This window comes from Chryseobacterium arthrosphaerae, assembly GCF_001684965.1.
GTDB classification, from domain to species: Bacteria; Bacteroidota; Bacteroidia; order Flavobacteriales; family Weeksellaceae; genus Chryseobacterium; species Chryseobacterium arthrosphaerae.
In genome coordinates this window covers 3083632-3103726 of the sequence record NZ_MAYG01000001.1, presented here as the reverse complement: position 1 = coordinate 3103726, position 20095 = coordinate 3083632, and the positions used below count along the sequence as shown (strand labels likewise).

20 protein-coding genes and 1 riboswitch are annotated in these 20095 nt (G+C 35.9%); of the genes, 7 read left to right on the top strand and 13 right to left on the bottom strand.

Translation table 11 applies throughout. The features are described 5' to 3' along the window. Nucleotides 1-8: 8 nt before the first annotated feature. The 3 genes from BBI00_RS13935 to BBI00_RS13925 all read right to left on the bottom strand — a co-directional run bounded on the left by BBI00_RS13935 (nucleotide 9) and on the right by BBI00_RS13925 (nucleotide 2804). On the bottom strand, nucleotides 9-1277 hold the full coding sequence (locus tag BBI00_RS13935) for a sensor histidine kinase (RefSeq protein ID WP_065399332.1): 1269 nt from the start codon (nucleotides 1275-1277) through the stop codon (nucleotides 9-11). Next, entirely contained in the window at nucleotides 1274-1951 is a 678-nt protein-coding gene (locus BBI00_RS13930) for a response regulator transcription factor (protein ID WP_065399331.1), read from the bottom strand. Before BBI00_RS13930 ends, BBI00_RS13935 begins: the two co-directional genes overlap by 4 nt. 100 nt (nucleotides 1952-2051) lie before the next feature. After that, nucleotides 2052-2804 (bottom strand): DUF3575 domain-containing protein, encoded by a 753-nt coding sequence (locus BBI00_RS13925; RefSeq protein WP_065399330.1) that lies wholly within the window; start codon nucleotides 2802-2804, stop codon nucleotides 2052-2054. A 160-nt stretch (nucleotides 2805-2964) separates the two neighbouring features. Between BBI00_RS13925 and BBI00_RS13920 the strand changes: the two genes are divergently transcribed. Continuing rightward, nucleotides 2965-5049: a TonB-dependent receptor domain-containing protein gene (locus BBI00_RS13920; RefSeq protein ID WP_065399329.1), complete on the top strand. Its 2085-nt coding sequence runs from the start codon at nucleotides 2965-2967 to the stop codon at nucleotides 5047-5049. 197 nt (nucleotides 5050-5246) lie between these two features. On the opposite strand, the gene BBI00_RS13910 is transcribed toward BBI00_RS13920, so the two are convergent. The 10 genes from BBI00_RS13910 to BBI00_RS13865 all read right to left on the bottom strand — a co-directional run bounded on the left by BBI00_RS13910 (nucleotide 5247) and on the right by BBI00_RS13865 (nucleotide 15488). Continuing rightward, entirely contained in the window at nucleotides 5247-6245 is a 999-nt protein-coding gene (locus BBI00_RS13910; protein WP_065399748.1) for a T9SS type A sorting domain-containing protein, read from the bottom strand. A 133-nt stretch (nucleotides 6246-6378) separates the two neighbouring features. Then, nucleotides 6379-7026: a 3,4-dihydroxy-2-butanone-4-phosphate synthase gene (gene ribB, locus BBI00_RS13905; protein WP_065399327.1), complete on the bottom strand. Its 648-nt coding sequence runs from the start codon at nucleotides 7024-7026 to the stop codon at nucleotides 6379-6381. 92 nt (nucleotides 7027-7118) lie between these two features. After that, nucleotides 7119-7245: riboswitch (FMN riboswitch) on the bottom strand. 176 nt (nucleotides 7246-7421) lie between these two features. Further along, a complete protein-coding gene (locus BBI00_RS13900; RefSeq protein ID WP_065399326.1) occupies nucleotides 7422-8810 on the bottom strand; it encodes a T9SS type A sorting domain-containing protein in 1389 nt (462 codons plus the stop codon). 235 nt (nucleotides 8811-9045) lie between these two features. Further along, a complete protein-coding gene (locus BBI00_RS13895) occupies nucleotides 9046-9786 on the bottom strand; it encodes an ATP-grasp domain-containing protein (protein WP_065399325.1) in 741 nt (246 codons plus the stop codon). A 22-nt stretch (nucleotides 9787-9808) separates the two neighbouring features. Then, complete coding sequence (locus BBI00_RS13890; RefSeq protein ID WP_065399324.1) at nucleotides 9809-10159, bottom strand: DUF2200 domain-containing protein; 351 nt, start codon at nucleotides 10157-10159, stop codon at nucleotides 9809-9811. A 12-nt stretch (nucleotides 10160-10171) separates the two neighbouring features. Then, entirely contained in the window at nucleotides 10172-10948 is a 777-nt protein-coding gene (locus tag BBI00_RS13885) for an alpha/beta fold hydrolase (RefSeq protein WP_065399323.1), read from the bottom strand. 31 nt (nucleotides 10949-10979) lie between these two features. Next, the gene (locus BBI00_RS13880) at nucleotides 10980-11744 is read right to left on the bottom strand and encodes a hypothetical protein (protein WP_065399322.1); all 765 of its coding nucleotides are present in this window, start codon (nucleotides 11742-11744) and stop codon (nucleotides 10980-10982) included. A 225-nt stretch (nucleotides 11745-11969) separates the two neighbouring features. Next, entirely contained in the window at nucleotides 11970-12803 is an 834-nt protein-coding gene (locus BBI00_RS13875; RefSeq protein ID WP_065399321.1) for a hypothetical protein, read from the bottom strand. Between the two features lie 602 nt (nucleotides 12804-13405). Continuing rightward, the gene (locus tag BBI00_RS13870; protein WP_228394763.1) at nucleotides 13406-14413 is read right to left on the bottom strand and encodes a gliding motility protein GldB-related protein; all 1008 of its coding nucleotides are present in this window, start codon (nucleotides 14411-14413) and stop codon (nucleotides 13406-13408) included. A gap of 16 nt (nucleotides 14414-14429) precedes the next feature. After that, nucleotides 14430-15488, bottom strand: a complete 1059-nt coding sequence (locus tag BBI00_RS13865) for a hypothetical protein (RefSeq protein ID WP_065399319.1) — start codon at nucleotides 15486-15488, stop codon at nucleotides 14430-14432. A gap of 459 nt (nucleotides 15489-15947) precedes the next feature. Between BBI00_RS13865 and BBI00_RS13860 the strand changes: the two genes are divergently transcribed. From BBI00_RS13860 to BBI00_RS13835, 6 genes are all read left to right on the top strand, one after another. Beyond that, nucleotides 15948-16283 (top strand): hypothetical protein, encoded by a 336-nt coding sequence (locus BBI00_RS13860; RefSeq protein ID WP_228394762.1) that lies wholly within the window; start codon nucleotides 15948-15950, stop codon nucleotides 16281-16283. A 7-nt stretch (nucleotides 16284-16290) separates the two neighbouring features. Next, complete coding sequence (locus BBI00_RS13855) at nucleotides 16291-17469, top strand: SpvB/TcaC N-terminal domain-containing protein (RefSeq protein WP_065399317.1); 1179 nt, start codon at nucleotides 16291-16293, stop codon at nucleotides 17467-17469. Continuing rightward, nucleotides 17463-18017, top strand: a complete 555-nt coding sequence (locus BBI00_RS13850; protein WP_123902280.1) for a hypothetical protein — start codon at nucleotides 17463-17465, stop codon at nucleotides 18015-18017. Before BBI00_RS13855 ends, BBI00_RS13850 begins: the two co-directional genes overlap by 7 nt. A gap of 8 nt (nucleotides 18018-18025) precedes the next feature. Next, nucleotides 18026-18550, top strand: a complete 525-nt coding sequence (locus BBI00_RS13845) for a hypothetical protein (RefSeq protein WP_123902279.1) — start codon at nucleotides 18026-18028, stop codon at nucleotides 18548-18550. Nucleotides 18551-18657: 107 nt separating this feature from the next. Further along, nucleotides 18658-19563: a hypothetical protein gene (locus BBI00_RS13840; RefSeq protein ID WP_065399314.1), complete on the top strand. Its 906-nt coding sequence runs from the start codon at nucleotides 18658-18660 to the stop codon at nucleotides 19561-19563. Continuing rightward, complete coding sequence (locus BBI00_RS13835; RefSeq protein WP_123902278.1) at nucleotides 19547-20074, top strand: hypothetical protein; 528 nt, start codon at nucleotides 19547-19549, stop codon at nucleotides 20072-20074. Before BBI00_RS13840 ends, BBI00_RS13835 begins: the two co-directional genes overlap by 17 nt. The last annotated feature ends 21 nt before the right edge of the window (nucleotides 20075-20095 follow it).

The following is a 20095-nucleotide window of genomic DNA, read 5'->3' as shown; positions in this document are numbered from 1 at the left end:
TCAGGTATTTATTTTGATAAATTAACTTTTATGGTGTGCAAATTGCCTTCAAAATGATAAGAGATTTCTGCATTATAAATCTCCAGAATTTTCTTCACGAGCGCCAAACCAATCCCAATGGAATTTTGATTGGGGTTTCCACGCTTGAATCTTTTGAATAATTCGTCGGTAGGAATCGTGGGTGGATTTCCGGTATTGGAGATCTGTAAATAAGTTCCTGTAAGGATTACAGAGATTTTTCCATGATCAATATTGTGTCTTTTAGAATTATTGATAAGGTTGTTGATGACAATAGTAGCTAAATTTTTATCAAAATTAAGATATACCTCTTCCTGGATCTCTTTTGTAAGGGTCAGGTTCTGAATTTCAAATAAATCTTCAAAGTAAAAGAGCCTTTCCTGAAGCAATTGTGAAAAATTGACAAGATGTGAATCTTCTCTTTCAAAATGATCCAGTCTGGCGAGTAATATAAGAGATTGATTGATCGATGAAAGCCGGTCCAGCTCATCATTCATCGAAGAAAGAGTGATGAGTTGGTTTTCTGAAAGTTCACTGTCCATCAAAAGTTCTATTTTTCCTTTGATAGAAGCTAAAGGGGTTTGTAACTCATGAGACGTATTTTCTGACAGTTCTTCTAAAAGGTGATAATCTTTTTTAGAGCTTTCGGACATTTTTATAAGAAATCCGTTCAATGATCTGAACTCCTCAGTACGGGTTTTCATCAGATTCATTGGCCGGCTGTCTTTCAGGCTGAATTTTTTGATTTCATCCATCGCATGATAAAAAGGTTCGAGGATTTTTTTAGAGACCAGAACACTTACAATGATGGTGAGAATGATCAGGAACACCATAATCCAGGCAACGACCATGATAATACTTATCAGAAAATGATTTTCGATAATGGTAATATACCGTACACTTGTTATAGCATATTTTTTCTGGTGAATAACAGGATAGGTGATTACTGTAATTTTGTTGATGTAAGACTGGATGCTTTTGTTCCAGATATATTTTTCTTCAATGATTTTTTCTTTGGTGGTTGTAGAATGGGGAGGAAGAATTTTTACCTGGGTCTGCCGATGATGGGCGGTAAGATAGTCATAGTTGGGATCCCGGTTCAGCTTATCTGCAACATAGGCATTCAGGTCTTCAAGCTTGAGGATAGCAGATCGCATGGTAGCTCTTTCAAACGCAAAATAAAAAATAGCAAAACCGGTGATCAGAACAAAAAATACAAGAAGGGTAAATGCTCTGGCAAATCGAAAACTTAAATTCATTTGTCAATCCATTTATAGCCTAATCCGTAAACGGTGTGGAGATAATCTTTCCCTCCTGCATCAAGAATTTTTTTTCTTAAATTTTTAAGATGCTGGTAAACAAAATCTATATTATCAATACTGTACGTATAATCGCCCCACAGATGGCTTGCAATAGACTGCTTAGACAACATCCTGTTCTGATTGTTGATAAAATAAATAAGTAGATGCAACTCTTTCCTTGTAAAATTGACGGATTTACCATTGATTTTACATTCTTTGGATTCCAGGTCCACGGTAATTTCATTGAAAATGAGATGGTGGTTGGTCTCGGAGGTTTTTCTTCTCAAAACAGCTTTGATTCTGGAATGCAGTTCCGGAAGTGAAAAGGGCTTGGTGATATAATCATCTGCTCCGTCATCTAGCCCCATCAGTTTTGTATCTAAAGAGTCTTTGGCTGACACAATGATAATGCTTGCCTGTGGAGTGTCATTTTTAATATGTCTTAAAATCTCAAGTCCGTTACCATCAGGCAGCATCAGGTCCAGAAGAATACAATCATATTCAAAAAGCTCAATTTTCTCTAACGCTTCCTTTGCATTAGAGGCTATTTCACAGATATAATCTTCTTTCTTAAGGTAATCTACTGTATTGGCTGCAAGTTCTTTATGGTCTTCTATGATCAGGATTTTCATATTCAGTATTCATCCAAATAAGCAATTGTTTGGCTTAAAGATAAAAAAAACCATTCATAAAAAAAGAAAGTACAATTATTTTGGGTTTTAATTGTATTTTTTAAAATCTGTATCCCAAAGAAAGCCCGCTTCTGAAACCAGCCCACGGACCATCCACTTTTATTCTTGCTCCATTGGCATTCGTTTCCACAGTATATTTTACAAATGGGATATCCAGGTTTTCTATTTCTTTTTTTAGCTGTGCCTGCATATCCGGGGTAAGCACATAATTGGAAGTCATACTGAAATCTCCTCTGCCGCTTCCATAATGGGCTCCTGCAATCCAGAAATCAAGGACGAGGTTCCGGCTTGTGGTGAGGAAAAACTGTACTCCTACCATTAATCCGCCACTGTCTCCTTTAGTACTGCCTTCTCCTTTGAGAGGGATCTGGTAGGTATTTCCGTCCGGCCCATTGTAATCATAGTAGAAATCAAACGTATTGGACGAAACATCGGAGTGCCGGTAATAAGGGGCAATATAAAATCCTTTTCCATATCCATGTCCTATGTAAAATCTGGGCTCTATGGTAAAGTTTGTTGCTTTTACTCTGAGATTCTGAAATCTTTTTTCATCCTCATCTTTCAGGAAGGCATTGATGAAGGGAACCTTTCCTTCCGGCATGGTCCCGAATCCAATATTCACGGAGAACCACTGGTTGATCGCTCTTTCGTAAGACAGATTAATATTCCGGAAAGCATAGGCTGTGACATTGGTTTTGATGATATTCATCTTTTCTGCCGGGTTATTTTCTGTTTCCTGAGCCTGGGCTGCAGCAAACAGAACGCATGGAAGTAACAGGACTGCTTTTTTCATGACTTTATATTTTGTGATGTTTCAAAAAAACAGCAAAAAGCGGGCTGAATTTAACATAATAATAAAATTTTATTAAAAAAAATTCATTCAAGGCTAATGTTTGCCAATGTAATATCTGTGAAAGATCAATTGTCCTAAGAGTATAAGTTCATTATTTGACATGAAAAAAACGATATATACCCTGTTCCTTCTTTGGGGAACCTTTGCCTTTTCTCAGGAAGCAGAAAAAGATACCGCAGAGGTTGCAACACCCAAAGAGATTCAGGAAGTTATTTTAAAATCACAGCGTAAAAAGCAATTGGCGGATAAGGCTGTCTACACCTTTGATAAAGAAGCCCTGGAAAAAGCCCGCTATGCAAAAGATCTGCTGAAAACTCTTCCCGAATTACAGCTTGACCCGATCGGTAATACAATTACCAGTACAAAAGGAGGAACTACACTTTTCCTGATCAATGGAATTGAAGCTACAGACCTGCAGATCCGGAGTGTGGCTCCTCAGGAAGTGGTGAAAGTGGAGTATTATGATATTCCGCCTGCAAGATGGGCAACCCTGGCAGATACGGTGGTGAATATTGTGACAAAATCTGCGGAGACAGGATATGTATCCGGAACCGAAGTCTTCTCTGCTTTGAATACGGGATTTGTGAACGGCTCAGCCTATGCCGGCTATACAAAAGGAAAAAATGATTTCGGTCTTGAATATTCCATCAACGTAAGGGATTATAATGACAGGAGAGTTAATAGTACGTATGATTATCAGCTGGGAGGAAAACATTACCGTTCAGATGAAAACAGAAAAGATCATTTCGGATATACTTTCCAGAATGTGGCATTACGCTATACCAGGATGGTGCCTGATAACTATTCTTTCCAGGCAAAATTGAATATGGCCATTTTCAGCAGATTTTCAAAAGGAACAGGACAAAGTATTTTTTCAGAAAATGCATCCAATGAAGAGCACGGAATGTTTAAAAATAACGGCTCGGATTACGTGATTCCCAAGCTTGACCTTTATTATTCGAAAAAAATAGGTGATAAGGATGAGCTGAGCATTAATGTTGTAGGTTCTCATTATACGACCAATACTTCCGAAACAGCTCAGGAATGGATCATAGCCTCAGGGCTTTCCGTATATGATAATGACATGACTCTGAAAGCAAAACAGACCAGTGTCGTGGGAGAACTTGCCCATACCCATGATTTTAAGGCAGGAAAGCTTTCATCCGGATACAGGATTTCAGGATCTTCCATTTCCAATGATCTGAATAATCTTGCCGGATATTCCCAATATACCGTCAACTATCTGGAACAATATTTTTATACAGAATTTTCCGGAAAAATAGAGAAATTCAGTTATCGTCTTGGAGCTGGGCTTACCAATATCCACAATAAAAGTGCTGAAAATACTTTTGATGAATGGACGTTTACCCCAAAGGTTGTTTTAGGATATCAGTTGAAAAATAATCAGAACCTACGTTTTACAGGAAGTTATACTCCGGTGAGTCCGCAAAGTAATGCGCTGAGCAGTAATGTAATACAGCTGGCTCCCAATATCGTACAGCGGGGAAATCCTTTGCTTGAATCTCAGCAGGTTTTTTCGAATAATCTGATCTATTCTTTTAACAATAAATATTTTGATTTTAATGCAGCCTTGTTTTACCGCTATACAGACCGGGTGATCAATCAGTATTACGTTCAGGATCATGTTTTGGGAGGGTATGCACTCACTTATGAGAATGGGAAAAACGGACAGAGGTATGGTGTACAGTTGACAGGTTCATACAAACCTTTCGGGAACAGCCTTCTGGTTATAAAAGCAGTTATAGTACCTACAGCTGAAACCGTAAAAACAAGCACAGGAGCGTTGATTAAAAACAGCTATTGGGGAAATTACTTTGTCCTGTCTTCAGAATATAAAGCTTTTTCAATGCAGTATCAGTTTAATATTCCTACGTATAGCCTTAGTGGAGCCTTCCTTAATACAAATGAAAACCAGAACAATATTTTTATAAGCTATAAACATAAAAACTGGACGTTTTCTACAGGAATGTACTGGATCGGAATGCCTTCTGAATATAAAACAAAGAGTTTACAGGAAAGTCTGGTAGATTACAGGGTTCATACACAGATTATGAATAATAAATCAATGTTTGTGCTCGGGCTCAGCTATGATTTCTCCAAAGGGAAAAAGACGGAGATTCAAAGAAAGCTTAATAATGAGACGGCACCGGCAGCCACCTTTTAGGGATAGGATGGAAGCAGGGAGCAGGAAGTTTCTGTTTGTCGGGATACTTCCGGAGGTTGTCATAATTGATTGTGATAAAATTCGATATTGATAAAAATCGGGTTAAAGAGCTCTTCAGACCGGAAGAACTTCCAGCTTCCATCCTCCGGCTTCCTTTCCAAAAAAAATCCCGTTCAGCATTGAACGGGATTTTTTTATTACTTCTTAATGAATTTTGTATTCTGTTTCGTTTCAGCATTCTTACCACTGACTTCAATAAAATAAGAAGCCGGCGGAAGATCTGAGATCTGAATATTTCCCGATTTTATATCTGAAGTTTTGATCAGTTTTCCATCCAGACTGTAGATTTTCGCTGTGGAAAAATTTTCCATATCTCCTTTAAAACCGATGAAATCCCGGGCCGGATTAGGATAAACGGTAAGATTTGTTTTTTTCATCACATCTCTGGTGGCCAGGAATGTTTCGCTTAAAGCCTGAGCGCTTGAAGTAGACTGGTTGATTCCCAGTAACGGAACACTGATGTTTCCATTTGTGGTGCTGAGTAATGCATATCTGTGAGAGGTGTCATAATAGGCGTAGGCTGTATTGGTCACTGTTCCGATCGGATTGGCGTATGTAATATCAAATGATGCATACAGATTAAAATTCTGCGTATACTTCACCCTGAGAACATTGCTGTAAGTGTGGTTACCCAGAATCAATGTTCCGTATGCGTCAGCCTGGGTAGCTAATGTTCCGCTGAACAAACCGTTGGCAACGGATGAAGTAAAGGTTCCTTTAGCAGTATCATTTTGAGCAGGTCCGAAGGTTGTCGGGTAATTATTATAAGTGCCATTGTCTACACTAAAGTTCAACGTAGCCTGTGGATTAACAATTCCTGTGATTTCCAGTTTGGTTGTTGATGCTTTGTAATAGATCGTTGTTGTTCCGTCTGCCATTTTAATAGTAGACCCCGGAAACGTTGTTATCTCGGCAGAAGTAGGTGTTGAATAAGTAGTTTGTGATGCAGCGCCCATGGTTAAGCTTCCATTCGAGAATGTTGCATTGGCTCCTGTTGCAGAGTTGTCTACAGTTCCTGTTACCAGATTATTATTTACTACATCTCCTATTACAGGATCGTGAGAAGCTTTGGTAAGGGTAATCTGCGCTGAAAGAACCGCTGAGGTTCCCAGTAGAATAAGTAGTGATTTTTTCATAGTCAATTTTTTTGTTAAAGTTAAATAAAAACAGAATTCAATTTTCATTTAACTTGTTTTTAATTAAATATTTAAATACAAGCAGCCGTCTGATCGAATCAAACGGCTGCCCTGTGCGTTAAATAAAGTATGTTTAGTTGCTGAGGATCATTTTACGGTAAGCGTAGATGTCTTCAATTGTGACCACGCTCATCCCTTTTCTGAGAGCAAAGTCTACGATTTCCGGAAGTCTTGCCATAGAACCGTCTTCATTCGTCAGTTCACACAGTACGGCATCATCACCCAGATTGGCCATTTTTACAAGATCAACACTGCCTTCCGTATGGCCACGTCTTTCGAAGACACCGTCTTTTTTAGCAATCAGAGGGAAAACGTGTCCGGGGCTTGCAATATGCTCTGCCTGAGCATCGGGAGCTACAGCCGTTCTGATGGTTGTTACCCTGTCTTTTGCTGAAACTCCGGATTCTACTCCTTCTCTGGCTTCTATAGAAATGGTAAATGCGGTCTGATTTTTCGAATTGTTATTTTCCACCATCGGGCGCAGATTAAGGTGCCTGCTTTTCTCCTCGGAAATACACAGGCATACGATACCGCTGCATTCACGGATCAAAAGTGCCATGTCCTGTTCTGTAATAGTGGAAGCGGGAAAAATGATGTCACCTTCGTTTTCACGGTTTTCATCATCTACTAAAAGAATACCTTTTCCCTTTTGTAATGTTTGAAGTGCTTTTTCTACACGTTCTCTGGAGGTAACTCCGAATTGTTCTAATAATTTTTCCATGTTATTTTACTTTTAAAAGTTAAAATACTCTTCGGTACATGGAAATGAAATACGACACAATAAGAGCCCATAAGGAATCTTACTGATCATCTCATTTTCTTCTCCCATCCAGACTTTAACTGTCGGTTCCGGAATTTCACCAGATCAGTCCTTTCCGTAAGAAAGGAGTCGCGGACTGTAACCGCCGGTAGGGAATTTCACCCTGCCCCGAAGAAAACTTATACTAAGTTTTGCTGTATGTTGTAATTTAAATTTTTATTTCATTGAATAGTATTTAACGCACAGGTTGCTAATTTCGGGAAGTTTTTTGAAATGGGGAAGCATTTTGTGGCGAATTTAAATAAAAAAAGAGACCGTCATTTCAGACAGTCTCTTCTATATCGCTTATAAAACGATTATTTTTTTACAAATTTTATGGATTCTTCTTTTTGGTTTCCATCTTTGATTCTGATGATGTAATTTCCAGCTGTTAAGCTTTGTATATTAATCTGATCCTCTGTTCTGGTGTTTCCTGTAAGGATTAATTTTCCTGTAAGATCAAAAATTCTATAATCGACATGGTGGTACTTCTGAGTTTTAATTTTTATGAAATTCTGCCCGGGGTTGGGGTAGATTCTTACATTTTTATGATCATAATTACTTTCAATAGCTGCTAATGTTTGAACAGTTAGGTTGACCATGTTTGAATTATCTGCACAAGTATCGGAATAATTAATAACAACTTTATACTGACCACTTTCTGTGGCAGTATAGCTGCTGGAATTGGCACCTGGAATGATTTGGCCGTTTTTAAACCATGTATAGTTCTTTCCGCCAAGATTAGCTTGTAGCAATTTAGAATTTACGGCCGTAATATTGGCAGTAGAAAATATTCTGGATGTTCCCTGAAGAAGGCTGCATATATCAATTCTAAAAATTCCTGTTGGGGTACATGCATATAAAAATGATTCATTTGTATAAACGCGCGTAACTTCCATATTGGTAAGTCCCATATTAAGACTTGTCCAGTTATTTCCTTCATTATTTGAGTAAAATACTCCGCCGCCACTTGTCCCTGCGAAGATTAGATTACCAGTTGTTGCAAGTGAGTTGATTGCTGTCGTTGTTAAACCGTTAATTTTTTTTGTAAAATTTTCACCATTATCGTTGGAAAAATATACACCATCACCCTGCGTCCATGATATGTTTTTAGTGCCTGCAATCAATGTTGAATCATTAAGTGAAGCTAATGTATTGATATCCTGATAAGTACTGCTTAATCCTATCTTGATACCATTTCCTTGTGGGGTATACCACTGATGTCCCAGGTTTGTAGAACGTTGTAGCTGTCCGACTGATGAATAAGATGAAAAATATCCGTCTTTTAATTTTATAATTGATGTTACCTTACTCTGCCAGCTCGAGTCTGATCCCCACCATTCGGTGCCACCATTAACTGAAAATCTAATTCCCCACCCTTTTACTCCTGCAATTAAGTTATCAGCATCTGCTACGGCTACTGCATTAATATCTGCTACGGTATATACTGTGTTTAAAGGAGTCCAGTTCATACCATTATCTACAGATTTATAGAGATTTTCATAGCTTGAAGCATAAATGGTATTGTTGTAAGAATCAAAGCTTATGGCTTTGTTGGTAATTCCTGAGGCCTGTGTCCAGGTTGCTGCATTTTGATTTTTGTAAAAAATGCCTGTGGAGGTTCCTGCAATTTCTATGTCTCCTACTTTAAATGTAGATAAAACATTTTGATTGAGATTAAGGTTTTGCCATTGTCCAAAAGCCATACAAAAATTTACAAAAAGGAAAATACAAGATAATTTTTTCTTGTCCATCTGAGTTGTTATTAGTTTTTATTAATTATTTGAGTATGTTAGGTCGTTGTCTTTCTTCTTAAGACCTTACATGTTGTTTATTGTTGAAAAATGGTATGTGAAAAATAGAAAGTTTGTTAATTTTTTTATTTGTGTTTTGCAAAAATACATAAAAATCTAAAAAGCCCAATTTTTTTGGTAATAATGATTAACCGTTGATAATTTCACACCATCTTGCTAATAATAAATCGGTATAAATTTCCTTATCAAGGCCATAAGATCCCAGTGCGTAGCCATCGTTCCATTCTACCAGTGCGGTTTCTCCTGTGGACAAGATTCCAAAATCTATCCCATAAGCTTTAGTACGTTCTTCTGAATTCTCAAGATCGTTCACTGCATTTTGTACAACGGTCATATCCGGTTCATATCCTTCCTCACCATTATATTTCTTGATCCCTACGATTTTTGAATTGTTTACAAATACCCTGTATTCTGCTTTCCAATTGACAATGGGGGAATAGTAGAGCTCTGTATTTCCTGGAAATTCCATCAGACGATAAAGATCAAGCGGTGATTCTATTGTAAACCCTGTGAAAAGTTTAGTTTTTAATTTAGGTTTTACAAAAATATATGGAATATTTCCGTCAAAACTGTTGGAAATGTTATGTATTGTTGTTTCCCGGATATCTCTTTTCAAATAATTTTGAAGAGCTTTTGGGTAGCAGTCTGCGGGAGGTGCCAGTCTGTATTTTTTGAAAATATAAGCAAAGACAGAATGATCTCCCGCAATAAATGTTGTATTGTCGATAATTAGCTGATTTCTTGAAATTTTTTTGTCTGTGAAAAGTTCATAGTTTATGCATCTCTTTTCGAGTACATCAATCACATCCTGATGTTCCGGTTCTAGTTTTCTATTGCCATATTCATGAATGTAAGCTTTTTTAATCATGCTAAAGTTCAGTAATTAAGTATTATTTCCTCAATATCTTCTCCATCTGTTTTCCTTTAGCCAGCTCATCAATCAGCTTATCCAGATAGCGGATATTCCGCATCAGTTCATCCTCTATTTCTTCTATACGATACCCGCAAATTACCCCTTTGATGAGTGAAACATTAGGATTGATTTGCGGTGCCTGCTCAAAGAAAGTTTTAAAATCATTTCTTTTATCAAGCTGTTCCTGAAGTTCTTTTTCATCATAGCCGGTCAGCCAGCAGATGATTTCATCAACTTCTGATTTTGTGCGTCCCTTCTTTTCTGCTTTTTGAATATAATGGGGATAAACGCTTGCGAATGCTGTGGTGAATATCCTGGTATTTTGCATGGCTGTGTGGTTTTAGATCAGGCTTTTAATAACTTTATCAAGGATAAGATTAAATTCCCGGGGTTTTTCAAGCATAGGATAATGTCCAACATCTGTAATAGTCACATAATCGTAGTTTTTCAGGTGCTTGCGGTTATTTTCAAGGTGAGTGGGAGATGCATCGGAATTGACTGCCACTACCGGAACCCGGATCTGATCTGCAATCTTTCCGGAGTCTGTTTTGTATAAAGGGCTGAGAAGATCTACAGCTATTTCAGGTGCGTTTTGAAGAAATTCAGACTGTATCCTTTCCTTTACCTGAGGAGGCGTTTTTTCTGCAAACAGAAATTGGGGAAGGTAGTTTTCCACAGTGTTTTTAAAGTCAGAGCGATAGGCAGACAAAACTTCTTCAACCTGCTCTTCCGTATAAACTTCGCCCAGGTTTTTTAAAGTATCCACCAGTACAATAGCTTTAGTGGCCGGAATCTTTAAAGCAGCTTCCAGTACATAAGCTCCGGACATAGAGTGCCCTACCAATATGATTTCTGAAGACTGAATATCATCTGCTACCGCTTTAATATCATCTGCATAACCTTCACTGGTCCAGTTTTCTCTTGTGGTACCGGATTTTCCATGCCCTGCGAGATCCATTGAAACCACATGATACCGGTCTTCAAAAAAAATTTGCTGATCAATCCACCATTCTGTATTTCCCAGCCAGCCATGAACGAAAATAAGTGATATGTTTCCTTTTCCGGATTCTCTGTAATGAATTTTCTGGCCATCTGATGACAGCGTGTACTTTTCCATTTGAAATGATTTTGTGAGGTTTGATATTCTGTTATTTTTCGGCGACCGATATATCTTTTAATTCAAAAGGAATTTTTCTGACCGCATTTTCATTTTCAATCATCAGTTCCACATGAATCTGGTCTTTTTCAGAAGGAGACATATTTTGTTTCAATCGGACAAGTTTATAAACAATGCCTGTTTTGCTGTCTTCCAATATCATATTATTATATCCGGGATCCGGATTGTCATTGATGAAGTAAGTGAGTTTCTGCGGGCTGCCGTCTCTGTAGGCATACATGATATCATAGCTTTTAAAATCGATCTTTTCATTATTTACTTTAAGATCAGGAAAAACTTTATTGATGGCAGCAGAATCAATGATACTGAAATATAATTTGGGGTATTTGTCAGTAAAAGCCTTGCTCACAAGGTTCGTATTCAGTTTTATATTTTTGAGTTTTCCGGCATCAATGTACGAGCCGTTGCTCTTTGATGGGGTGAAGTATTGGATAACGCCTTTGATCGTTACATTTTTGGAATGTTTCTCCGGGATGTCATACCGTCTTACTAAGGTCATTCCATTGTTATATCCGTAGTTTAAAGGGTATTCTTTATTTTCTTTTAATATATTCTTTTGATTGCCGGTCACTGTCAGTGTATCCAATCTGATCAGGTTGAATTTATCAGTAGGTTTGTCCATATGTATACCTACTTCAATAAAGTTATCATGTTGGGAAACGTGTGATACTTTTATCTGCTCCTGGGAAAGACACTGTATGTAGATCAATGTGAAAATAAAAAGATACTTTTTCATGATTTTGAAATTACGGTTTTGGATTGCGGAAGTTACAAAAAATGTGCTGACCTACAGATAAAATTAGGGTTGATGCTTTATTTTATTGACAGATGCATTAAAAATATTCATTTATTTATCTTTCCTGCTTTATGCTGTTAAAGGATTGAACTTTAAATTTGTGGTCATACGTTCGGATATTCCTATTAAAAAAGATCCCTGCAGTTGTGGCAGGGATCCCGTAATTTACTTATTTTCTGTGAACCTGATATTGGTGATAATGGTTGCGTAAGGTGTGCCGGAAAGATCCTTTATTTCACATTTGAAAAAAAGAAGGTTCTTTAAAAGTTTTTGATGGGAAACATCGATCCTGTATTCTATTCCTGTAGGCATGGCTTTGGTGGCATATCCTTCCAGATTGTCAACTTCGTAAGACTCTTTCTGGCCCAGGAAATTGAAAATCTCCCTCAATGTGCAGTTCATAATAAAAACAGAAGGTACGATAGGATAATTTTCAAAATGTCCTTTACACTGGTTGGGAGTGAAAGGCTCTATGAAAATGGTAAACTGATGGTCGTTTTCCGTTATTATCCTGCCTTTAGGAAGTTTATTTTCGTAATACTCTACAGGAACATCATTAAAGTAATCCCTGTAGAAAAGTTTAAAGGTGTCTTTTACAATGATATGGTAGTCAAGTTCAAAAGAGTAGAGGGGTTCTCCTGAATGGTTATCCCGCATCAGAAGTGATGATTTACCTTTTCTTTTAGATTCCAGAAAACTTTCGCAGGTAATGGTTGCGGAGTCTGATTTTTTGTAAGAAAGCTGTCTTATTCTCACTTTTTCACCCATAAAATAGATCTGTTCTTTCAGGGAAGAATTTAAAAGTCTGTACAGGTTACAGCTTCCCAATGATGATAAAAGCTTAATAAGTCTGGAAAAGTTTTCATGATTGAAGTTGTAATCTGAAATCATGGTTTCCAGCCTGTTGCCATTGAAAATAATATTTTCAGGTACAGAAATGTAAGGGGCTGTTTCCCCAAGATAAGGAATGATGTTTTTCTTGATGTCTGGTGTTGTCATGTGAATGAGGGATTATTGGGTTATTCAATTCATTTTTCATTTTGTGGATAAGTTTTTTCATCGTGTTCAATGGGTGGGGAAGTGTTTCTTATTTTGATTAAAAAAAAATAAATTTTTTATGTATTGTTCAATAGCTAAAATAAGTATTTTATTTTTTATTGTTGTTATATGTGTTATTAAATCAATGTTTTGTGGTATTTAATTCTTTATTAGGTGATATTTTTATTTGATTAATAAATGATTATGTTTTAAAATGTGTCAAAATTTGTTTTTAAGTATCAGCAACCATTGATCTCCTAAAAATATGGAGTAAAAAAAAGTTATCCACATTATATTTATCCACATTACAGCTTATTTGTTGAAAACTATTGTTGATAGATGTTTTAATATAAAATACTGATTATCATTATTTTGTATAATATTTTTTATGCTGTAAAAAAGTTATCCACAATTTATTGATAAGATGAGAGGGGGTGGGGAAAAGTTATCCACAATTTTTTTGGTAACAGGTTGTGATGACATTGTATTACGTCATAAATAAACCACTCCTCTGCAAAAAGGCTGCAGTAAGAAGTGGCAATTGTAATATTGAGACAGGTGCTCTACAGGCTTTCTATATATTTTTCGTAACCGCTTTTTTCCAGGACCTCTTTGGCTGTAAGCTGATAAATATCTTTCCAGGAAGCGGGACCGTTTTTTTCTGTGTACTTTTCAATAATTCTGAATCCCAGCCAATAGTTCATTGATTTTGGAGCATCAGGAAATAATTGATGCCTGTCATTTCTCAGCAGAGGATTGTTTCCTGAAGCATCAGTAAAATAGGGTTTGAGTTTTGTAAAAATGTCTTTTTCATTTTTTATATACCAGTTCCAGTTTTCCTTTGTCATGTTTTCCACTGCTTCATGTTTTTCCATGGTGCGGTCAAAGAATATATATGTGAAATAGCAGGCGAAACCTTCATCTATGGTCTGGCTCAGTGCAGTGTTTCTGTCAGGATCAGCCTTTCTGAAATGCTCATATACCATGTGGTTGAGCTCATGGGGAAGTCCTTTTTCAAGTGAATAGAGAATATCCACACTTTTATTGTTCAGTTCCAGAGCAAACTGTTCATCATTGCAGCCTCCGAATGAAATTCCGGTCAGAGGAGTGAAGATCAGGCTGATTTTAGCTTTAGGCTGATAGGGAACTAACTTGTTAAATTGTGTCAGGGTTTTCTTAAAAAGCTTTTTAGTATCTGTATTTAAAAGAATACTGGCCCTGTCTTCCAGCTGAGATTTATTTTTTTCATACAGCGTTTTATTCCACCTGATCATTCCTGCAGGTGTATTGAAGAGATGGGCATTTTCATCACCAAAGATCATGGCATAGCAACTGTCCCAAAGTTTTTTATGCGGGAGATAAACATTTTTAACAATTCGGGCAGAATCATATTGCTGGTCTTTATGAGCAAGCAGCTGGTGTTTGAAAAGATTTTTGATCACGATATTCTCAACCTTTACGCTGTCCGGTACCTTTTCCAGTTTTCTGTAATCCAGTGTTTTATCAGCAACAGGTCTTACAGAGCATGAGAACAGGAGACAGGGTATTATGATAAGACAGATTTTTTTCATCTTCATCAGCTATTAATTATTGTAATGGAGTTAAAGCTTTGGAGTTTCTCAGAAGTACAGCATATTGAAAATAGTCAAGGGTCGAAGTATTTTCTTTTGGAGTAAAACTATCACCAAACATTCTTGATTTCACAGTGATCAGTTTACCGGAATTTTGATAGGGAGAATTTTTCGCATTAAGTCTGAATAAAGTAATCGAGTTAGCTGATGTTATTTCTTTAAAATCATTGATCCCTTTTACCAGCATCAGCGGTCCATCTGCGTTGATCCAGGTAATTTTTTGGTCTTCCGGAGTAGGAAATTGCGGGTTTTTAGGGAGGTACATCTCACTGTCTATGGTGTAGCTTACGATACTGGATGTTGTAAACCCTGAATTTTTAAGACGTTCTGCGAAAGGCTTTTCATCCTTCTTCACACCATTTTGAAGCACATGGTAAAATCCAAAAAGTCCGTAAAACTTTTCATGCTCAATATGCAGCTTTTTTATTGAGTTTTTAAAATTAACAATCATTGCAGAATCTCTGGAAATCTTACGGGAATTGTCATTGAAGTCTGTATCAACACCGATCACAGTGATCTTTAACGAATCCTGTAAGGTCTGGTTATAATCATAAATAGTATTCCATTTTTGAAGGAGCTCTTTACTGGATTGCTGGGGAATTCTCTTCTGAATTGCTGCTACAACTTCTCTGAGCAGCCTTTGATCCTTTGTATTTCCATGTAAAAACTTATTCAGTTTACTGGCGTGAATACTGTCCATTTCAGCAATATAATATCTGATGCCTGCTTTTTTGTTTAAAAATTTCAGAAGATATTCATCCAGCTTCTGGTTATCCGCATATCCATGAACTTCCCCTAAAAGCACAACCTGAGATTTGTAGAAATTATCATCAAATAATTTGCCGTCCATAGTGTCTGAAATCTGTACCTGGTTATTCTTCAGGTAATCCGTAAACTTTTCATCCTGACTGCCCAGAAATATTCTATTGCTTATAAAAAGATACAGGATAGAGAGTAAAATAATGGTCAATACGCTCAGCAGAGCATATTTAAAGAATCTGATAATTTTTTTCATGGTTTAATTTTGAACGAAAATACTATTAAAAAAAAATCAACGGAAATTTTCTCGGTCAAATGGTGAAATTTTATGTTCTAAAGGTCATTTTTATCTGATGAATGGGAAAGCTTATGCTTAATCGTTAAATTTCCTTTTTAGACATTTTGTAATTTTTTCTGTATTTCTTTATTTATTTTGGAAAAATATTTTGTAAAATAAATTTACATAGGAAAGAAATAAATATGATGATTATAAACGATCTTAATTCATTCTTAAACAGTGTTTTATCTATTGTAAGGGATTGAGAAAAAACATATTTTAGAAAAATTAAAAAAATTATATAATCATGAGAAAAAAAATATTATCCTTATTTTCTTTCTGATAGGATTTTTAGGATTTTCCCAAACCGAAGTGTATTTTAAATACGACGAAGCTGGCAATCAGCGATATCGGGGGCCTGATACAAGTGCCAAACAAATGCCTGAAACTACATCAAAAGTTGATTCTAAAACAACAGCTCTTACTCAATCTCCTGTGATTGACGAAAAGGCATTCTGGAAACAGGTCCGCCTATATCCGATCCCTGTGAATGATGTATTAACCATTGATTGGACTGATGAAGTAGATGGGCTTATCGAGTCCGTTTCATTATACCAGCACAGTACGGTACACTGGAAATTCCAGCAGCAGAATATGCCTGACCTGAATAAGAAAATCAGAATTAACATGACCGGGTATGATTGGGGAGTTTATGTGATACGCTTCACCCTAAAAGACGGACGGATTTTTAGTAAAAACATAACCAAACGATAACACAAAGATGAAAACTTACAAAGAGAAAAAACAACTATTTTATTCTCTTATAGTATCATGTATTTCTATTATGGGACTTTCACAGACTGCTCCTGCTCAGAAATTTCATGATACCAAAGGGAATATTGAAGTGACCCAAGCCGGACAGCTTCAATACACAATGACGATCGATACACCTCCGGGAGTTCAAAAAGTAGGTCCAAATATCAGCTTGGTCTATGTAAGCGGAGCCGGCAACGGCCTTGCCGGTTATGGCTGGAATATTTCGGGAGTAACCGCAATTTCAAGAATTGGAAAAAATCTTGAAAAAGATGGAGTTACAAAAAATGTACAGCTTGACTATTCCGACTATTACAGCTTTAACGGACAACGATTAATACTAAAATCTGGCGATTATGGTAAAGATGGCGCTGAATATGTGACAGAAAAATATTCCAATGTAAAGATTAAATCTGTGGGAGCTGTTTCAGGACAGTCCTGGCAGGGACCTGAATATTGGGAAGTCACCTCCCCGGACGGGTCACAAATCTGGTATGGTGCCACGGCTTCTGGAAATAGCCCGGCAAGAACCGCTATAGACTATAATATTGTCAAATCAATAGATACAAATGGTAATTATATTACCTATAACTATACAAACGAGGGAAATGTTTCTGTGATTAGTTCCATTGAATGGGGTGGAAATGAAACCCAAAATACACCGCATTTTAACAAAATTGAGTTTGCATTTACAGCAAGGCCACAGGCAGAAACAGCCTATGTAAAAGAAGTTCTTTTCACCCAGTCAAAATTATTAGAATCAATTGTAGTATCTGGTGGTGGACAGCAGTACAAGAAATATAATATTTCTTATAAAAAAGACTTCCGGGATACAGCCTACAGATACCCTGATAAGATTACCATTTTAAACAGTAAAAATGAAGAGGCAAATCCAGTTCTTTTTAAGTATGATGAATCAGCTAAAGAGAGGTCTTGGGGTGCCCTGCCGGCTATAAAGCCCAATCCCGATAAGGATCTAGTTGGGGACTTTGATGGTGACGGTTGGCTGGATGTATTAAGGTATCATGCAACAACTTCAGCAGAAATACCTCAGGCGGGATTATACTTATATTCAGATTTTTATAGAACTTTACTTCATAATATATTACTTCGACAGATATGGTTAGAAACTCAAGATATATGGTAGCTTCTGATGCTGAAAATGAAATATTGGGATTAAAATATTTTGGACCTAAATCAAAAGACCCATTAAGTCTTGTCTTGATGCTTTCGGGGTTAAATCCTAGTGCTCCGGCAAATATGTATAGTTTTAGTATAATAGCATCATTATTTGTCCCTAAAGATGCTTGGATTGCAGTGGGGAATACTGATACAATGAATGAATGGGGAAAAGATTACATTAAATATGACATAAGATCAGATGGTTTTTTTTCTTATCCTAAGAGTCCAAATCTAGTATTGGGGGTTACAAATCCTGTTTCAGGAAAGATAATTTTAGCTCCTATTCTTTTTAATGGAAAATCAACAAATTATGGTTTAGCAGATGTAATAATACATGAAGGCAAACACTTTCTTAATTGGAAGAATGGTGTATTTCAAGGAACTCACCCAATGATGATTGCTTTGGATGAAGTTTCAGCTTATCTTGCTGCTGGAGAATGGACAGGAGTAATAGGTTCTGGGATAGAAGATTTTATAGGAACAATTGTAAAATATATGTTAAATTTTAAATGATAATAAAAATGAAAAAAGTCATATTAATAATAACTTGTTTTATTTTCATTTCCTGTTCTACGCAGATGAAATTAAATAAAAGTAATGAAATTGACATTCTTATAAATGCTCCATGGAAATTCGAAGAGAATTATAATATAAGTTATATTATTAAAAATAAAAGTAGTAAAACATATATCATTGACCCTTATGGCTTTTCAGGAGATTCTTATTGGTTATTCAATAATGAAAAACTTAATCCGATTGACTATTTAAGAGGGTATTACACACGATATACCGATGATGATTGTAAAAATACTTTAATTATTTTGAAACCTAAACAAAAAATCGATACAACTTTAAATCTAAATTATAGGGAAAAAAGTATCTACAATTTATCTAAGCCAGGAAAATATATATGGAATATTAAATCTAATCACAGTAGGAAAAATAGTATGCCACTAACCTGTAAATCATATATAAATACTTTGGAAAAGAAAGGATACATTATGTTGGAAGATAGTATTGTTGCTAAGATTCCTTTTATTAAATGATAAAAGGAATTTGGATTCAGTATTAACACTAAAACTCTTGATACCAAAAGCAGGAGTACCTGCTTTTGTTTTTTTTATGGATATAGCATGATCCAATTGGCGATTTTTTGCAATGGATTATTGGTGTTATTGTAGGCGGATATTTAAATGGTGTGGCAGCCAATAATGGAAATTGGAATCCGGGAAAATGGGACTGGCAGAAATCATGGAGCGCTGTTTTAGGAGGTGCAATAGGTGGAGCAGCCGTATCCGGAGCACTAGGAAATATAGCGAGTAATGCAGGTGCAATCAAAAACTTCCTTCCGGGAATTGTATCTGGAGGATTGAATTCTGCATTTAAAGGAGGTAATTTCTTAAGCGGTGCTATAAGTGGGATAGCATATACCAGTAGCGTGTTTCAGAATAAAATGACCTCCACAGATATAGTAGCTTTGAACTATAAATATTTTGCTTCCGCAGACTATAAGGATTCGTTTGAAACAGAATCAATTAGCATTGATGAAGTTAAATCTAAATATCCTAGATATTATAAAGTATTAACTAAGCTTCATAGTTTTGTTTCTGGAAATGATATTATATCTCAGGCATTTATGGACAATTCCGAAGCATCTAGAGATGAAATGCTAAAATTATTAAGTATGGAAAATCTTCAGAAACTCCCTATTAAGATTGACGTGATTGAATCTGTATTTCATAGTGGCAATGGAAAAGATTATAGGGATAAATGGAATGTTGGAGGTAAAACAAGTGCGTATTCACCTTTTAATATTACAATTAACAAACTTAGAGTTATGACACTGGAAAGGTTAACTGTGCAAACTGCTATCAATGCATATTCTTTTGCATTAGGTATAACTACTTTACATGAACTTGTACATTATGTGAGATTTAAAAAAGGATTAGATAATTATAATTACGAATATGGGAACGCTTTTGAAACACGAGCTACTGGAGTATTTTGGCCTTACGATGAAAATTTATATAAAACAAATTTGCATGGTTGGAAATTTTAAATACTTCGTGTTCATATTATTCTATATTACTTTGTTTTCTTGTCAGAATAAGCAAGAAAAAAGTCAATTAGGTAAAGAACTAATCACTGAAAATCTACCTATTTTATTAGATAATTTAGATTATTTTGACGTATCTGAAAGTCCTTTATCTGTAGGGATTTATCAATATGTGGGTGAAATTAAGTCAGATCAAAATATAGTAATTGAGAAATTTCAAAATAAGTTTAATTTAAATGATGAAGAAATATCTGAATATGAAATAAAACTTGAAAAAATTCCAAAAAAAATAGGAAATCATTTTGTTTTTTTAAACACAGACAATGCATTTCATAAGAAAAGTAGTATGATTAATATTTCTTTTGTTAATTTGATTATCAGTAAAAATAATAAATACGCATCAATTGAAGTAGTTAAGTCTTTAGGGAGTGGAGCAAAATTTGAAATTTATCATTTTAAACAGGATAATGGAAAGTGGATTTTTGCAGGGAAAGAAATAATAGGATTAGGCTAATGGAAAGGTTTCTCTTTTCCT

Coding starts and splice junctions, on each gene's coding strand:
- BBI00_RS13935 (WP_065399332.1), bottom strand. CDS start 1,277: ATGAATTTAAGTTTTCGATTTGCCAGAGCATTTACCCTTCTTGTATTT.
- BBI00_RS13930 (WP_065399331.1), bottom strand. CDS start 1,951: ATGAAAATCCTGATCATAGAAGACCATAAAGAACTTGCAGCCAATACA.
- BBI00_RS13925 (WP_065399330.1), bottom strand. CDS start 2,804: ATGAAAAAAGCAGTCCTGTTACTTCCATGCGTTCTGTTTGCTGCAGCC.
- BBI00_RS13920 (WP_065399329.1), top strand. CDS start 2,965: ATGAAAAAAACGATATATACCCTGTTCCTTCTTTGGGGAACCTTTGCC.
- BBI00_RS13910 (WP_065399748.1), bottom strand. CDS start 6,245: ATGAAAAAATCACTACTTATTCTACTGGGAACCTCAGCGGTTCTTTCA.
- ribB (WP_065399327.1), bottom strand. CDS start 7,026: ATGGAAAAATTATTAGAACAATTCGGAGTTACCTCCAGAGAACGTGTA.
- BBI00_RS13900 (WP_065399326.1), bottom strand. CDS start 8,810: ATGGCTTTTGGACAATGGCAAAACCTTAATCTCAATCAAAATGTTTTA.
- BBI00_RS13895 (WP_065399325.1), bottom strand. CDS start 9,786: ATGATTAAAAAAGCTTACATTCATGAATATGGCAATAGAAAACTAGAA.
- BBI00_RS13890 (WP_065399324.1), bottom strand. CDS start 10,159: ATGCAAAATACCAGGATATTCACCACAGCATTCGCAAGCGTTTATCCC.
- BBI00_RS13885 (WP_065399323.1), bottom strand. CDS start 10,948: ATGGAAAAGTACACGCTGTCATCAGATGGCCAGAAAATTCATTACAGA.
- BBI00_RS13880 (WP_065399322.1), bottom strand. CDS start 11,744: ATGAAAAAGTATCTTTTTATTTTCACATTGATCTACATACAGTGTCTT.
- BBI00_RS13875 (WP_065399321.1), bottom strand. CDS start 12,803: ATGACAACACCAGACATCAAGAAAAACATCATTCCTTATCTTGGGGAA.
- BBI00_RS13870 (WP_228394763.1), bottom strand. CDS start 14,413: ATGAAAAAAATCTGTCTTATCATAATACCCTGTCTCCTGTTCTCATGC.
- BBI00_RS13865 (WP_065399319.1), bottom strand. CDS start 15,488: ATGAAAAAAATTATCAGATTCTTTAAATATGCTCTGCTGAGCGTATTG.
- BBI00_RS13860 (WP_228394762.1), top strand. CDS start 15,948: ATGCCTGAAACTACATCAAAAGTTGATTCTAAAACAACAGCTCTTACT.
- BBI00_RS13855 (WP_065399317.1), top strand. CDS start 16,291: ATGAAAACTTACAAAGAGAAAAAACAACTATTTTATTCTCTTATAGTA.
- BBI00_RS13850 (WP_123902280.1), top strand. CDS start 17,463: ATGGTAGCTTCTGATGCTGAAAATGAAATATTGGGATTAAAATATTTT.
- BBI00_RS13845 (WP_123902279.1), top strand. CDS start 18,026: ATGAAAAAAGTCATATTAATAATAACTTGTTTTATTTTCATTTCCTGT.
- BBI00_RS13835 (WP_123902278.1), top strand. CDS start 19,547: ATGGTTGGAAATTTTAAATACTTCGTGTTCATATTATTCTATATTACT.